The 14,480-nt window shown below is 67.3% G+C and carries 10 protein-coding genes, 1 pseudogene and 1 CRISPR repeat array; of the genes and pseudogenes, 2 read left to right on the top strand and 9 right to left on the bottom strand.

Going from position 1 to position 14,480, the window contains the following annotated elements:
- Nucleotides 1-9 precede the first annotated feature (9 nt).
- From ACZ5T9_RS03485 to ACZ5T9_RS03460, 6 genes are all read right to left on the bottom strand, one after another.
- Nucleotides 10-816 carry an enoyl-CoA hydratase/isomerase family protein gene (locus tag ACZ5T9_RS03485; RefSeq protein ID WP_464833871.1) on the bottom strand — a complete coding sequence of 269 codons (807 nt, stop codon included), beginning with the start codon at nt 814-816 and terminating at the stop codon, nt 10-12.
- Between the two features lie 132 nt (nt 817-948).
- The gene (locus tag ACZ5T9_RS03480) at nt 949-1,836 is read right to left on the bottom strand and encodes a PaaD-like zinc ribbon domain-containing protein (RefSeq protein ID WP_464833869.1); all 888 of its coding nucleotides are present in this window, start codon (nt 1,834-1,836) and stop codon (nt 949-951) included.
- Nucleotides 1,837-1,905: 69 nt separating this feature from the next.
- Nucleotides 1,906-2,805: a 1,2-phenylacetyl-CoA epoxidase subunit PaaC gene (gene paaC, locus ACZ5T9_RS03475; protein ID WP_464833867.1), complete on the bottom strand. Its 900-nt coding sequence runs from the start codon at nt 2,803-2,805 to the stop codon at nt 1,906-1,908.
- Nucleotides 2,802-3,512 (bottom strand): phenylacetic acid degradation protein PaaB, encoded by a 711-nt coding sequence (locus ACZ5T9_RS03470; RefSeq protein WP_464833866.1) that lies wholly within the window; start codon nt 3,510-3,512, stop codon nt 2,802-2,804. The genes paaC and ACZ5T9_RS03470 overlap by 4 nt, the downstream gene beginning before the upstream one ends.
- Before the next feature lie 38 nt (nt 3,513-3,550).
- Entirely contained in the window at nt 3,551-4,573 is a 1,023-nt protein-coding gene (paaA, locus tag ACZ5T9_RS03465) for a 1,2-phenylacetyl-CoA epoxidase subunit PaaA (RefSeq protein WP_464833864.1), read from the bottom strand.
- A 412-nt stretch (nt 4,574-4,985) separates the two neighbouring features.
- Complete coding sequence (locus ACZ5T9_RS03460; protein WP_464833863.1) at nt 4,986-5,570, bottom strand: TetR/AcrR family transcriptional regulator; 585 nt, start codon at nt 5,568-5,570, stop codon at nt 4,986-4,988.
- Between the two features lie 296 nt (nt 5,571-5,866).
- Between ACZ5T9_RS03460 and ACZ5T9_RS03455 the strand changes: the two genes are divergently transcribed.
- Nucleotides 5,867-6,799: a hypothetical protein gene (locus ACZ5T9_RS03455; RefSeq protein WP_464833862.1), complete on the top strand. Its 933-nt coding sequence runs from the start codon at nt 5,867-5,869 to the stop codon at nt 6,797-6,799.
- Between the two features lie 314 nt (nt 6,800-7,113).
- Here the strand turns inward: ACZ5T9_RS03455 and ACZ5T9_RS03450 are convergent, their stop codons facing one another.
- The 3 genes and pseudogenes from ACZ5T9_RS03450 to ACZ5T9_RS03440 all read right to left on the bottom strand — a co-directional run bounded on the left by ACZ5T9_RS03450 (nt 7,114) and on the right by ACZ5T9_RS03440 (nt 13,908).
- A complete protein-coding gene (locus ACZ5T9_RS03450) occupies nt 7,114-8,235 on the bottom strand; it encodes a saccharopine dehydrogenase family protein (RefSeq protein WP_464833861.1) in 1,122 nt (373 codons plus the stop codon).
- 489 nt (nt 8,236-8,724) lie between these two features.
- Nucleotides 8,725-11,547: a CRISPR direct-repeat array (repeat unit 30 nt; unit sequence GTTTGTAGGGTGCCTATGAGGAATCGAAAC).
- 174 nt (nt 11,548-11,721) lie between these two features.
- Nucleotides 11,722-13,117 (bottom strand): annotated as a pseudogene (locus ACZ5T9_RS03445) (transposase).
- A 665-nt stretch (nt 13,118-13,782) separates the two neighbouring features.
- Nucleotides 13,783-13,908: a transposase gene (locus ACZ5T9_RS03440; protein ID WP_464833860.1), complete on the bottom strand. Its 126-nt coding sequence runs from the start codon at nt 13,906-13,908 to the stop codon at nt 13,783-13,785.
- Nucleotides 13,909-14,071: 163 nt separating this feature from the next.
- Between ACZ5T9_RS03440 and ACZ5T9_RS03435 the strand changes: the two genes are divergently transcribed.
- Entirely contained in the window at nt 14,072-14,479 is a 408-nt protein-coding gene (locus ACZ5T9_RS03435; RefSeq protein ID WP_464833859.1) for an ArsR/SmtB family transcription factor, read from the top strand.
- The last annotated feature ends 1 nt before the right edge of the window (nt 14,480 follow it).

Raw genomic sequence — 14,480 nt, 5'->3', positions numbered from 1 at the left:
GGCCTCCCGTCAGCGCCCCTGGAAGCGGGGCTCGCGCTTCTCCAGGAACGCCTGCACTCCTTCGGCGTGGTCGGCGGTGTGGCCGGCGATCTCCTGCAGGTACGCCTCGTATTCCAGCACCTCCGCCAGGCGGGCTCCCGCGGCAAAGTTGAAGGCCCGCTTGGCCAGGCCGATGGCCCGGGTGGCGCCGGCGGCCAGCCGCTGGGCCCACTGGCGCGTGGCTTCGGCCAGTTCCTCATGGGGCACCACGCGGTTGACCAGCCCCATCCGCAACGCCTCCCCGGCAGGGACCAGGTCGCCGAAGAAGGCCATTTCCGCCGCCCGGGCCGGCCCCACCAGCTGCAGGAGGAACAGGCTGGTGCCCGAATCGGGCGCCAGGCCCACCTTGACGAACACCTGCCCGAAGCGGGCCTGCTCCGAGGCCAGGCGCAGGTCGCAGGCCAGGGCCAGCCCCAGGCCGGCCCCCGCCGCCACGCCGTTGACGGCCGCCAGGACGGGCTTCTCCATGGTCCGGATCTTCCAGATGAGGGGGTTGTACCGCTCGCGCAGGGATGCGATGAAGGACTTCTCGCCACCCTCCTGCCGGCTCTTCAGGTCTTCCCCGGCGGAAAAGGCGCGCCCTGCGCCGGTGATCACCACGCAGCGCACCTCGGGGTCCCGCTCCGCCCGGCGCAAGGCGTCCAGCAGCTCGGAGGTCATGGTCCGGTTGAAGGCATTGAGCACCTCGGGCCGGTTGAGGGTGAGGGTGAGGACGCCGCCCTCCCGCTCGGCCAGGATGGTGGTGTAGCGGCCGTCGCCTTCGGCCATGAACGTCATCCCCTCCAGCAGGATCTGGCCCGGCCGGGGCGGCCCCGCAGGATCTGACCCGGCCTGGGCCTGTTACGCCAATTGGCGGGAGGCGGGTGGATTTCCTTGCGGCTTCCTTGCCGGGGGGTGGGGGGGCGCGGATCAAATGGCCTTCATCTGCTCGAAGGGATTGCGGCAATCCAGGCAATACCACAGGCTGCGGCACGGGGTCGGCCCGAAGGCGTTCTCCCGGCGGGTACGGCGCGACCCGCAGAAGGGGCAGGTGGCGGCATGGGCCGCAAGGGTCTCCAGACGCTGCAATGCCCCGCAGCCGGCAGGTCCCGGAGGCACCCGGCTGGCGGCCGCCGCGAGGTCCGGCGCTCCGGCGCCCGGCATCCCGGCATCCGGCTTCCCGGCGCCGGCGCCCTCGGCGTCTCTGCCCGGCAAACGTCCCGGCCCGTGCGGTTCCGGCGCAGAGCGCCCGGCGGCGGGCCGCCCCGCTCCCGCGGGCGGAGGAGGGGCAATGCCAAAGGAAGCCAGCTTCCGGCGCCCCGCGGGCGTGATCCGGTCGGTGGACCAGGGCGGGCTGTAAGCAACCCGCACCTCCACCTCCCGCACGCCCGGGACCGCCTGCAGCCGCCCGGCGACCACCTGGCGGATCAGCCCCAAGGCCGGGCAGCCCACGAAGGTGGGAAGCAGCGTGACCTGTACGCGGCCGGCGCGGGCGTCGGCCTCCACCGCCTCAACCATCCCCAGGTCGACGACGCTGACCACGGGGATCTCCGGATCGGGCACCTCCGCCAGGGCCTGCCACAGAGCATCCCGCAGCGCCTGGTTCTCCTGCTGCGCAGCGTCCGGACGCCGGCCGGCGGCGGGCCCGCTTCCGGCCTGGGCTCCGGTCTCGCCCGGCCGGCGGGACCCCCCGGCCCCGCCGTTCCCACGGGAGCGGTGATTCCCCTGGCACGGAGCCTGCCCGGGGGCGCTGCCGTCCCCGGGCGAACCGGCCGGCACGGATCCCGATGTCTGCGGCAACGGTCCCGTAGAACCCACGGGCTCTCCCTCCCATGGCCCGGCGCCGTAGCCGGACCCGGCCTCATGGCCATGCGTCCGCCGGCCCCCTTACCATTCCGCCGCCGGGTCCGAGCGGTAGACCGACGTCATCTCCGCCAGCAAGGCCGCCAGGGCGGGCGAGTGGTGTCCTCGCCGGCCTCCCAGGCCTCGCTCGCTCCCGGGGGCCGCCGGGCCCCCCTCGGTCCCGGGATCCGCCGGTTCCACGCCAGCCGGTTCTCCCGGTCCCGCCTGCCCCAGCACCGGTTCGGCCAGGCCGGCCTCTGCCAGCACCTGGCCAACGGCCGCCCACCACAGCCGGCGGAGCCCCTCCAGGCCGGTCCCCCGCCAGCGGGCAGCCTGCTCCTCCCCGTCTACCGGTTCGAAGAACCCGGCCGCCAGGGGCAGGGCCCGGGCGAGGGCCGACGCCAGCCGCTCCCGTGCCTCGCCGCCGGCGCGGCCGAGTTCGACCACCCACTGGCGGAAGTGGGCCTGGTGGTAAGCCTCCTCCCGGGCAATGCGGGCCGCCGCCGCGGCCAGCGGCTCGTAGGGCGATCGGGCCAGCGCCGGCCACAGCACGGCCTCGTACTCGCTGTAGAGGAAGTGGCGGGCGATCTCCGCGGCCCAATCGCCGTTGGGCTGTTCCAGCAGGACGGCGTTGCGAAAGTCCTGCGGATCCCGGCCGAAGGCCAGGGCATCGGGATCCCCGCCACCCTGGCCCAGGTCGGCGAGCAGCTGATAGAGCAGGGCGCTGTGCCCCACCTCATCCTGGGCGATGGAGGAGAAGGCCACGTCTTCTTCCAAGTAGGGCGCTACGCCCGTCCACTCCGACGCCCGGTGGCCGGCGATCAGCTCGTCGTCGGCCAGGGCGAAGAGCAGGGCCACCAAGCCCGGGGCAGCGCCCGCGGCAGCCGCGCCCGCCGGGTGGGCGGAGAGGGACTCCATGGCGTGGGCCCGGTTCGACCCGTTCACCGGCCCTCACCCCCTGGCCCGCGCCCGGCCCCAGGGCCCGTCCCGGCGGCGGACCCGGTGCCGGTCCCCGGCCTGGGCCCGGTGCCCTTGCCGGCGTCGCGGCCGGCAACCGCACTGCTCCCCGAACCAGCCATCCAGATACCGGGCCCCGCCGCACCGCCCCCGCCACCGGGCGCGGCGCCCCCGGGAGCCGGCCGCCCTTCCCGGTCCTGGCGCCGGGGCCCCCGACGGACCCGCACGTGACCGCTGCGGTTGAGCACGGCACCGGGTACCGCATCACCGGGTGCGCCCGGCTCGCCGGCCCGGTGGGCCGGGGCGACGGCTGCCGGCCCGTCCTGCCCCGGGGAGGAACCGTGGGCTCCGGCCGTGCCAGCGCCACCGCGCCCGGGCCCGCCGCGACTCGTGCCGCCGCCCGGCCCCCGGCCGAAGCGCTGCCAGAGGATCCGGGTCCGGGCAAAGCCTTCCCCCAGGCGGTACGTCTTGTCCGTGGCCGGCTGCCACCAGTCGGTGTCACCCTCGCCCACGGCTTCGATGCACGAGCGCGGCACGATCCACAGGCTGACGTATTCCTGCCGCCGGCAGTAGAGCTGCTGGGCCAGCAGCCGGGCGTTGCGCCGGTCCCCCGCCAGGAGGCTGCCGCAGTGGATATACGGCTCGCCCCGCCGCGGCTGGCCGAAGACCTCGTAGACCTCCATGGTGACGCCCATGCCGGTTCGTCCCCTTCCTGGGCCGGGATGGTGGCCCGTCAGGCGGCCGCAGCGCCGCGGGCCAGGGCCTCCCGCACCCAGCGGCTCTCCTCGTGGGAGAGGCGCCGGATGGCCAGCCGCGCCTCCGTCCTGGGTCCCTGCCCCTTGACCACGCGCCAGAATTCGTCCCAGTCGGGGTCGCCGTAGACCCAGCGGCCCTGCGCTTCGTCGTAGTGCAGCTCGGGGTCGGGGATCTGGAGCCCCAGGGCGCGGATCTGGGGCACGTACTTGCTCAGGAACTCCTGCCGTAGCTCCTCGTTGGTGCGGACCTTGATCCGCCACTTCATGGCCTGCTCCAGGTTGGGCGACATCTCGTCCGGCGGTCCGAAGAAGTGCAGCAGCGGCCGCCACCAGCGGTTCAGCGCGTCCTGGACCATCTGCTGCTGGGCGCGGGTGCCGCTCATCAGGGTGAGGATGATGTCCTCGCCGTGCTTGAGGTGGATCGCCTCTTCGGCGCAGATCCGCCGCAGGATGCGGGCGTAGGGGGCGTAGCTGGTCTGCAGCAGCGCCGCCTGGGTCACCAGGGCGGCCCCGTCGACCAGCCAGGCGATGATGCCGGCGTCGGCCCACGTGGGCGCGGGATAGCTGAAGACGTTGTGGAACTTGGCCTTGCCCGCCACCAGGGCGTCCATCATGTCCTCGCGGGTGATGCCGAGGGGTGCGGCCAGGTCTTCCGCCACGCGGTAGATCAGCTGGGCATGGCCGACTTCATCCTGGACCTTGGCCATGAGGGCCAGCTTGCGGCGCAGGGTGGGCGCCCGCGGGATCCACTCCCGCTCGGGCAGGGCCCCCATGATCTCGCTGTTGGCGTGGGTCTGGATGAGGCGCAGGCACTGGCGGCGGTACTCGCTGGGCATCCAGTCGCCCGCCTCCACCTTCTCGCCCCGCTCCAGGCGGGCGGTGAACTCGGCGATGCGCTCCTCCTCCCGCCAGTCGCGGGGGCCTGCCGGCCCGGACGGAGGCAACCCCGCCCCCTGGCCGGCTGCAGCAGCGGCCTGGCCCTGCATTCCCTGGTTTGCCATGGTTTCCCCTCCCCGTGGCGGCCCCGGCCGGGGCATCGGGCCCCAGGCTTCTTTGGGCCCGCCCAGGGCACGGGGCCACCCGGCTGCCGGTTCGACCGGCGGTTGCCGGTTCGACCGGCGCGCCGGGCACCCCAGGACCCCGGCCGGGGACCGCTCCGTGTTTCCCCCAGGGTGACGCGTCCCCAAGACTCCAAAACAAGACCCAAGACTCCAAACCAGGACTCGCAAAACAAGCGTCTTGCGATCCCTTGAGACTTGCGGTGACTTGCAAGGCGGCCCTGAGACTTGCGATGACTTGCAAGGCACCGATGGCGACCCGCCTGGCCCAAGCCCGCTCCCAGGGCCGGACGATCCCGCCTTCCGGGACGGCTTCGTTGCGGCCATGACGCCGGTCGCCCGGCCGGCACCGCCCTCAGGACGAGCCGGCCTCCAGGCCCTTGAGGATCAGCTCCGCAAAGGTGGCCGCCACGTCGTCCGGTGCCAAGGGCCCGTCCGGCGAATACCACTGGTAGGCCCAGTTGACCGCCGACAGCGCCAGCAGGGCCGCGAACCGCGGGTCGACCGCGCGGAACTCGCCCCGGGCGACACCGTCGGCGATGAGCTCCCGCCAGCGGGCTTCATACCGGTCCCGCTTGGCCTGGATGCGGGACCGCAGGTCCGCACGTAAGAAGCGCCACTCGTGGAAGAACACGCTGGCCGTGTCGCGGTGCTCGGCGATCACCGCCATGTGGGCGGCCAGGGCCCGCTGCAAGCGGTCCCGGGCCGTTGTGCCCTCCCTCCAGGCCTGCTCGATCCCGGCCAGGAACCGGTCGGCCGCGCGGTCCACGATCTCGAACAGCAGCTCTTCCTTGCTCTCGATGTGGGCGTAAAGGCTGCCCCGCTGCAGCTGCAGCCGCTCGGCGATGTCCTGCATGGAGGTGGCGTGATAGCCCTTCTGGCGAAAGAGCTCGCCGGCCACGGTGAGGATCTCTTCCCGGCGGGCGGTGGAACGGCCCATGGCTCCTCCCGGTTAACCAAACAAAGGTAAACCAACAAACGGTCGTTTGGTAATCAGCATAGCAGCGGCCGAACCCCGGCGTCAACCGTTGCCATCCAGCCCGAGCAGGCGGCGGCGCCCGTGCCGTCGCGGGCCGTAACGGTGCATTGGGCTCACTCCCCGGACTCCCCCGTCCCTTCTCCATGACGCCGCCTGTCAAGGCGAATCCCGGATAATACGGCCAAAGCCAGGGCGGGGAGGGGCCGGAGCCCGCCAGGCCCCGGGCCCGACCGGCCGCAGCGGGAGGGGATGGGGCGATGATGGCGGAACCAATGCAGCGCCTGACCGGGCTGCAGATGGCCTTAGGCATCGTCAACGAAGGCATGTTGTGGCTGATTTGCCAGCGGCTCGACCTCCAGCCCCGGTGCGGGCGCAAGCGGGGTCAACTGGCGAACTGGCTGTTCCGCGAAGCCTGCCGCCACCCGCAGCTGGCCCAGCGACTGGCCGCTGAACTGACCCCGTGCCTTCTTCCGGGCTACCGCCCGGGCAGCCCGCCGGAACCCCAGCAGGTGGTCAGCCTGCTCAAGCGGAGCCGCCGGAAAGGGCTGGCCCTCGGGCTGCTGTGGGGCATGGGGGATACCCTGGTTGACCCGGCCTGGGCTTCCGCCTGGAACCAGTGGCTCAAGGACTCGGCGGACTGGCGCCGGCGCTTCGAGCAATACTTGACCCTGCTGAACGAGCAGGAGACCGTGCAGGTTGCCCAGTCCATCGTCACCGAGGCCGAGGCCCGGCGCGACCGGATGCGGCAAGCCCTGGTCAGGATGGCCAGGTCCTGCCGCGAGGAGATGAAGCGGCTGAAGGAGCGCATTGCAACCCTGGAAGAGGTCAACCGCCAGCTGGCGGCCCTGCGCCCCTTGCAGAACACCCGCATCCTGGTCGTAGGCGACCCCAACCACGCCGGCGGTTACCAGCAGGTGGTGAACCGCTACGGGGGCGACATGGTCTTCGCCGACGGCACCAGCCGCCAGTGGGTGCGCAAGGCCCTGGACGGCCGCTACGACGCCATCGTCGTGGTCACCGCCTACGGCTACCACACCACCCAGATGATGATTCAGAAACACGCTAGGGAGGTGCCTCTCTTCAGCGCCCGGCGGGGCGGCCTGGGCGAAATGGAACGGGTGCTGGTCACCCAGGTGATCCCCGCCCTCTTTAAAAGGCTGAGGTCCCTGGACGAACCCGCCTCCGCGTAGGCGCCGCCGCCGGCGGGGCAGCCGTATGCAGCCCTGGGCGTGGGGAGGGGGGCGTGTACGGGCGCCCTGTGCCTGAAACCCGTGTTCACCGCAGGCCCCTATGGCCCGATGGAACCGCGCGATGCCGTGGGCCGTGGGTAAGGCACCATTCCTCTACGCTCAAGGCCCGGTCAGGGGGACTCCATCGAGGGGAGCGGCTACAAGCAGGAAGAAGTAGCCGAGCGGCCCCTTTGACGTCACCGCGCTGGCCGGCAAGTTGCAGCGCCGGCCCCAGGTCGTCGCCACCAGCCGGCACCCAGGGCCGGCCGAGGCCGTCAAGGCTCCCGGTCCACAGCCACGCCCCGCTCCGCCAGCTCCTGGAAGAACGCCTCCGGGTCCGGCCCGCCCGGTGCTTCGGGCGCCAGCACCCCCGGTCCCTCAATTCGCCCCTGGGCCATCCAAAGCGCTCCCAGGGCCAGCGGCACCGCCGTCAGGCTCGCCATGGGCGCCGCCGCCCGGTAGCTGCGTTCCACCACCTGGTCGCCCACCCGGCCCCGCACCCGGACGACGAGCCCGGAAGCGGGCCGGGATGGGGCCCCCACCCGTTCCAGGAGAGGAAGCAGCGGTTTGAGCACCGCGCCCAGCCGCTGCCGCCGGCGGTGGGTGGCCATCAGTCCCCAGCGGCCGAAGGCGACAGCCAGCCGGTTCAGGGCGGGCTCGGACAGGCCGCCCTTCAACCGCACCTCCTGCAGGCCGGGAAGGAATCGCGGTAACGTCACCGGTTCGGGGTGCCCGACGTGAAAGACCGTCACGGCACCAAGGGGTGGGGGGAACTCCACCCGTTCCGCCCCGGTCCCTGCAGGAACCTCCTCCCACCGTCCTGCGACAAAGGATGTGACCCGCCCGCTAAAGATGTGCATGGTGTGGAGGACCACGGCCCAGCCCCGGGAATCCGCCGAGCTGCCCGCCCAGGCGATATGGGCGGCTTCGACCCGGTCCATCCGCTGGGCAGCATGGCGCACACAAAGGTTGGTTAGCCCCGGCGTCCAGCCAAGGCCGGTCAGGATGGTGACCCCTGCCCTGCGAGCCGGCTCGTCCAGTTCGAGGACCCGCCGGGCCGCGTCGTGATCGTCACAGAGGCTGATGTAGGGTCGCCGGGCCTCGATGGCCGCCCGGGCCAGGGGTTCTTCCAGGAGGTAGAACGGGCCCGCCGCCCCCACCGCCACATCGTGGGCCGCCATCAGCTGGGCGGCTGCCCCAGGTGCCAGGATGTCGACCGCCTCCGCAACCACCCGGCAACCTGGCGCCGCCTCTTCCGCCGCCGCGGTGGCCACCGACCGGGCCGCCTCCAGATCCCGGTCCGCTACCGTCACCTGGGCCACACCGGGGGTCCTGGCCAGTTCCCGGACCGCCCGGCTTCCCATGTCCCCCGCCCCGCCGAAGACCACGAAGCGCATTGAGCATCCCCCCGCCGATGTGGTCGGTACTGGCAGGCTCGCCTTCGGCGCCCCCATGGTGGATGGGGCGCCTTCCGCCGGCGGCCGACCCAGCGGTACCGCCGGCCGGCTTCGGCGCCCCATGGTGCATGAGGCGCCCGGCCATCCAGGTCGGTTCTGGCAAGCGCGCAATGGCAGGTTCGCAATGACGGGCCCGTCCTCCTGGAGGGGGGTCTGGGACTTGGGGATGGGATGACGGCGCGTCGGACGATCGAGCATAGCCCGATGGATAGGTGGCCGGGGGAGGAGGCAAGGTGGCCCTGCTGTCGACCTCCGATCACGGCAAAACCCCGGGAGGTCGACAGCAGGAGGTAATTCCACCCAGTTGGCGCCACGCCTGCGTTTTTGGCTTGCCCGCATCCTGTTTTGCCCAGTATCCCTGTATCTGGATCGACAGAAAGCGGGCGCAGGAACCGTTGAAGGAGAACGGTTTCTTCGGTCGAAGATGGGGTTTGTAGGGTGCCTATGAGGAATCGAAACAAGGTGCACGGCGTGGAGGGGGCGATCGGCAAGCGGGTTTGTAGGGTGCCTATGAGGAATCGAAACGGGAGCCCGTTGATCTCGGAACGGTACCTGGACGATGTTTGTAGGGTGCCTATGAGGAATCGAAACATCGCTGACGAGCGGCACCGGGACGCCCGGCACATGGTTTGTAGGGTGCCTATGAGGAATCGAAACCGTGGTACCACTTCGCTTCCTGCATCCTGACCCCTCCGTTTGTAGGGTGCCTATGAGGAATCGAAACTCAACCCATAGCTCGTAGACCAACCCAGCGATCCGGTTTGTAGGGTGCCTATGAGGAATCGAAACGGTAGCAAGCGGATGCCGCGAATGGCGTGGGACAAGTTTGTAGGGTGCCTATGAGGAATCGAAACGAGCCACGCCGCGGTTTTGGGCCGCGATGTCGCCAGGTTTGTAGGGTGCCTATGAGGAATCGAAACGGTAGCAAGCGGATGCCGCGAATGGCGTGGGACAACTGGTTTGTAGGGTGCCTATGAGGAATCGAAACACCGACATGGACATGCAGCCCGCAGGCGCCGTCAGGTTTGTAGGGTGCCTATGAGGAATCGAAACGGGACGATGAGGAATGCCCCGAATGCCGGGGAACCGGGTTTGTAGGGTGCCTATGAGGAATCGAAACTACGGTACACACTTTCCTCGAATTCCTCCGGCCGGGTTTGTAGGGTGCCTATGAGGAATCGAAACGTCGAACGTGTCCGCTGGACACGTTCGACCGTATCCCTGTTTGTAGGGTGCCTATGAGGAATCGAAACCACACATAGCAAGCCGTGCCATGGTGGCCTTCGCCATGTTTGTAGGGTGCCTATGAGGAATCGAAACAGCCTGGAGGCGGCCGACGGGGAAAAGAAGGCCCACGTTTGTAGGGTGCCTATGAGGAATCGAAACCCGTATGCACGACATTACGCAAAAGCTGGCGGAATTAGTTTGTAGGGTGCCTATGAGGAATCGAAACATGAGCTGTTCCGCTTCAAGTCGTCCCGCCGCTTTTCGTTTGTAGGGTGCCTATGAGGAATCGAAACCGTCCTACTGGAGAACGTACCAGGGCTCCTTGTTCGTTTGCAGGGTGCCTATGAGGAATCGAAACCGGGCTCCACAACGACCTCCATCGCGTCGGGCGCCTGTTTGTAGGGTGCCTATGAGGAATCGAAACCGCCGCGAATCGAGACGACATATAATATGTACCGAAAGTTTGTAGGGTGCCTATGAGGAATCGAAACAGGCCTGCGGCCTTGACAGCATCTACGAATGCGGCGTTTGTAGGGTGCCTATGAGGAATCGAAACCACCGCTCCTTTCAGGAATTTTGCTGGCGGGGGAGTTTGTAGGGTGCCTATGAGGAATCGAAACCCCAAGCCGCTACGAAGGCCGCAGGCCGTAGGAAGGGTTTGTAGGGTGCCTATGAGGAATCGAAACCCAACGTGAATGTGGAGTCCGCAGGCGCCGTTCGTAGTTTGTAGGGTGCCTATGAGGAATCGAAACATGATCGTTGGGCTCGTCGACTTGTACACCCTCAACGGTTTGTAGGGTGCCTATGAGGAATCGAAACCCACATCCTTGCGTACGCCTGGCCGCTGCCCGGCCCGCGTTTGTAGGGTGCCTATGAGGAATCGAAACCCGATGTGGCGGCCGACGTCGGTTGCCGGGCCGCCCTCGGTTTGTAGGGTGCCTATGAGGAATCGAAACCCTCCTCGTCGGCGTACCAGAGGGCAACGGGGCACTGTTTGTAGGGTGCCTATGAGGAATCGAAACGTCGGTCGATAGCTGCCGCCAGTCAATCGCCACGTCCTGGTTTGTAGGGTGCCTATGAGGAATCGAAACATAAATGTCCGGCTTTTCCTTACGCAGGCGGGCCGTGTGTTTGTAGGGTGCCTATGAGGAATCGAAACTAGAACGTTCTTAAACTGCTCCTGCACGCTGTCAGCCGCGTTTGTAGGGTGCCTATGAGGAATCGAAACATGTGTTCGAGATCGAGCGGGACGAAGAGGAGATCGGTTTGTAGGGTGCCTATGAGGAATCGAAACCATTGACCCCACGGCCCCAAGCGGCGACCATAAAAGGTTTGTAGGGTGCCTATGAGGAATCGAAACATGCACCCGCCGGGCAAGCTCGCTGGCCTGATCTGGTTTGTAGGGTGCCTATGAGGAATCGAAACTGGGTGCGGGACCGGTACCCCGCGCGGTACATCTGGAGTTTGTAGGGTGCCTATGAGGAATCGAAACTAATACGCCACAGTAAATTCGCTCACGCTGTATTTGTTTGTAGGGTGCCTATGAGGAATCGAAACGCCAGCCAAGCCCACCGGGCCGCCGTAATCAACAGCGAGTTTGTAGGGTGCCTATGAGGAATCGAAACGCCACGTCGGTAGCGCGGACTGCCGAAGAGTATGGTGTTTGTAGGGTGCCTATGAGGAATCGAAACTCGGCGCCAATGATACGGAGATATCCATCACCGGCGGTTTGTAGGATGCCTATGAGGAATCGAAACAAGGCGAGCAAGTCGACGAAGCCAACGACCAACAGGGTTTGTAGGGTGCCTATGAGGAATCGAAACACGGAATCGTAAGGGGGATGCGCCATGTCCTGCACGTTTGTAGGGTGCCTATGAGGAATCGAAACCGACGTCCACTCGACCTCCGTGCCGATGGGGATCATGCGTTTGTAGGGTGCCTATGAGGAATCGAAACTCCCCACCGTCACCAAGCAAGGTCGTATCGCCGTTGCGGGTTTGTAGGGTGCCTATGAGGAATCGAAACGCAAGGAACTCCTGCGGATCGTTCAGCGGCCAATGGACGTTTGTAGGGTGCCTATGAGCCTGTTGCACCGACCCTGAGAGATCGGACCTAGTGGGAACGTACCGGGTCGATTCGCTCATGTCACATGGGCTGACGGTCAGGACGGGGTAGGCCGGGGGCCCGGTCGTTACCCTTCTACGCCAAGCCCGCCTCCGTACATCCAAAGGGCAAGGTGGCGGATCGCTCCCTGACCCTCCGCCAGAGCTTCAGCAAGGTGTGGGTCAAGCAAAGCAGCTTCCACTCGCTGTCACACGCGGCCAGACCGCGACGCAGGAACCGGTCGGCCCCTCGCACGGCCTTGATCTGCCCAAACACCGGCTCCACGGTCTGGCTACGCTTGGCGTAGATCGCCTGCCCTCGCCGGGTCCGCAGCTTGCGTTTCATCCGCTCCCGCAGGCTCAGCCCCTTCGGGATCCGGCCTCGCGGAGGGGGTGCATCCTTCCAGGCTTGGCGCTGCTTCCACTCCTTGCTCGTCGCCAGGAACAGTTCCGGCCCATCCGCCGGCGCCTGCTTCACGTTCGCCTCGCTCCAGTACCCCGCGTCGGCCACCACGGCGCGGATGGGTTTGTCCACGCCTGCTGCCTGGAGGTTGGCTTGCGTTTGTTGGAGCATCGGGTGCAGTTGGCCCACGTCGTTGGCGTCCTGCGTCACCGCCGCGGCCACGATGAGTTGGTCCTCCGTGACCACCGCCTGGGCGTTGTACCCTTGCACAAAGCCCTGCCGGGTCTTGAGGATCCGGCTGTCCGGATCCGTCACGTTGGCTTTGGCCGCCGGATCCACCGAGGCATCCGGCGCCTTCGGCTTCCGCCCCCGCCGCTTCTTGCCGGTCGCCTGCTCCTGGGCTTTCCGCTCCTCGATGCGGGCCTGCTGCCGGGCCGCTTCCCGGGTCGCCTCTTCCTCCAGCCGCCGCTTGCATGCCTTCAGCCGCTCCAGCCGGCTCTGGCGGGAGCGCAGTTCCTCCGGCAACTCATCCCCACGGCGCCCGGGGCCGTACCGCTCATCTTCTTCCCGGTCCGTGGCCTCCGCCTCCCGCAGCATCTTCTCCACTTCCTGGCGAATCGCATCGTAGGTTCGGTTGGCCGCCAGCGAGGCGTTGGCCTTGACTTTCGTCCCGTCCAGCGCCACCACGCCGACCTTCCCCAGCCCCGCTTCACGGCACAGCCGCAGCACCTGGGTGAACAGCGCGGCCAGCTCCCGTGCATGGCGCTGGCGGAAGCGGGCAATGGTCACGTGATCCGGCTTCTGGTTGGCGGTGATCACCCGGAAGGCCACGTCCTCGAGGCACAACCGCTCGATCCGCCGGCTCGACCGCTCGCCGACGCAGTAGGCGTACAGCAGCAGCGTCACCATCATGGTCGGGTCGTAACTCTCTCCACCCCAGCCGTCGGCGCGGTACTTCTCGTAAAAGGCCCGCAGGTCCATCTGCTCCACCGCATCGATCAGGAACCAGGCCAGATGGTCCTCGGGCAGCCAGTCGCGAAAGGAGCAGGTACAGTTGGTCACGGTTCACCGGGCGGAGGTTGTAGGCCATAGGGACACCTCGGGCAACGGAGAATTCCAATCCATGGCTTCACTTAAACCCACGTGGGGGCTATCCTGCGGAAATACCTGGGTTCGTGAAACAGGCTCAAATGCCTTCCCTTTTGCACGTCCACCTGCCATTCGCAGCCGTGGACGTACCGTTTATGGAGGTCGAGCCCGAAATACCGTGGCACGGCGTTGCTCCCCCTCTCCCGGGCTCTTGGGGCGGAGACGGAGATCGCAGCGCACTCACCTATCCGGGCTGTCGGCCCAAGCCGCGCCCATGTAGGCGGTTCGCAGGAGGGGGCCGACCAGACAACTTTACGAGCTCGAAGCCCACACCACCGTCGGCCGTCCCTCCTGCCTGTGCCCCGCCAAACGGCCGCCTACGAGTCTGGGAAGAACCTTACCCTGGCGGCCGAGCTTGTCCTGCTGCCCGCTGGGGGCTTGCACTCCGATCATGCCGACACCTGTGGTTCATGCGGGTCGGCACCAAATGGAAGGGGGGGCACCCTATTTTCCCCAACCAGGTCGTCTCGCCACTCCCGGAGGTCAGCAATCCCACTTACTGGGCCAAAGCCCGATCACTTTGGTCCCGCCAACCCTCCGGCTAAGACGTCTCTTGGCCGGGAGTAGGGGCACCCCCTACCGAAACTGATACAGGTAACTTTTCGATTAGCGTTCACAAGGCCGGCCTTGATCGGCGCTGTACAGGTCGGCCGTCTCTTCTTCGACGAACGCAAAATCGACGGCCCGGCCGATGTCCCGGAAGGAATGGTCCGCGGGCAGACGGTTCCTCACGGGCGCCGACTACTCACCAAGGTGCATGGGAAAGGAAAGCGTGAAAGGACTGCGCCCCCGCCTTGAAATATGCACATATGCACATATATACTTCTTAAAGCGGCGGGGCCCGGCCATGCGCCGGTAGTACTGGAGAACCAGAACGGGCGGGAAGCAGGGGGGGGTGACCGAGACGGAACTCTCGCGGATTACGGATGCCTTCAAGGCGCTGTCAGATCCTACGCGCCTCCGGATCGTCCGGCTCATGGCCGCGAATGATGAGGATGTGTGTGTCTGCGAACTCGTCGACTCCCTTGAGGTACCCCAATACCACGTGTCACGGCACTTGAAAGAGCTCCGCAACGCCAGGCTACTGCGGGCACGACGAGACGGCCGGTGGGTCTACTATTCGCTCGATCTCACGGACCCGGTCGTGAAGGAGCTGGCAGAGGTCGTCAGGCGGCTCCCTGCCGACTTATTCCGTGAAGACCAGAAAAACTTCGAGCAACGGATGACCTTGCGCGTCGGCGGCCGCTGCCGCGCGGGGATTCAGAAGAAGCACCTGGCCCCCAACGTCCGTGTTCGGAAGTAGT

The organism is Thermaerobacter nagasakiensis, from assembly GCF_055396825.1.
Note: the sequence above shows the minus strand (reverse complement) of the source record. Positions and strands in the feature narration are given on the sequence as shown.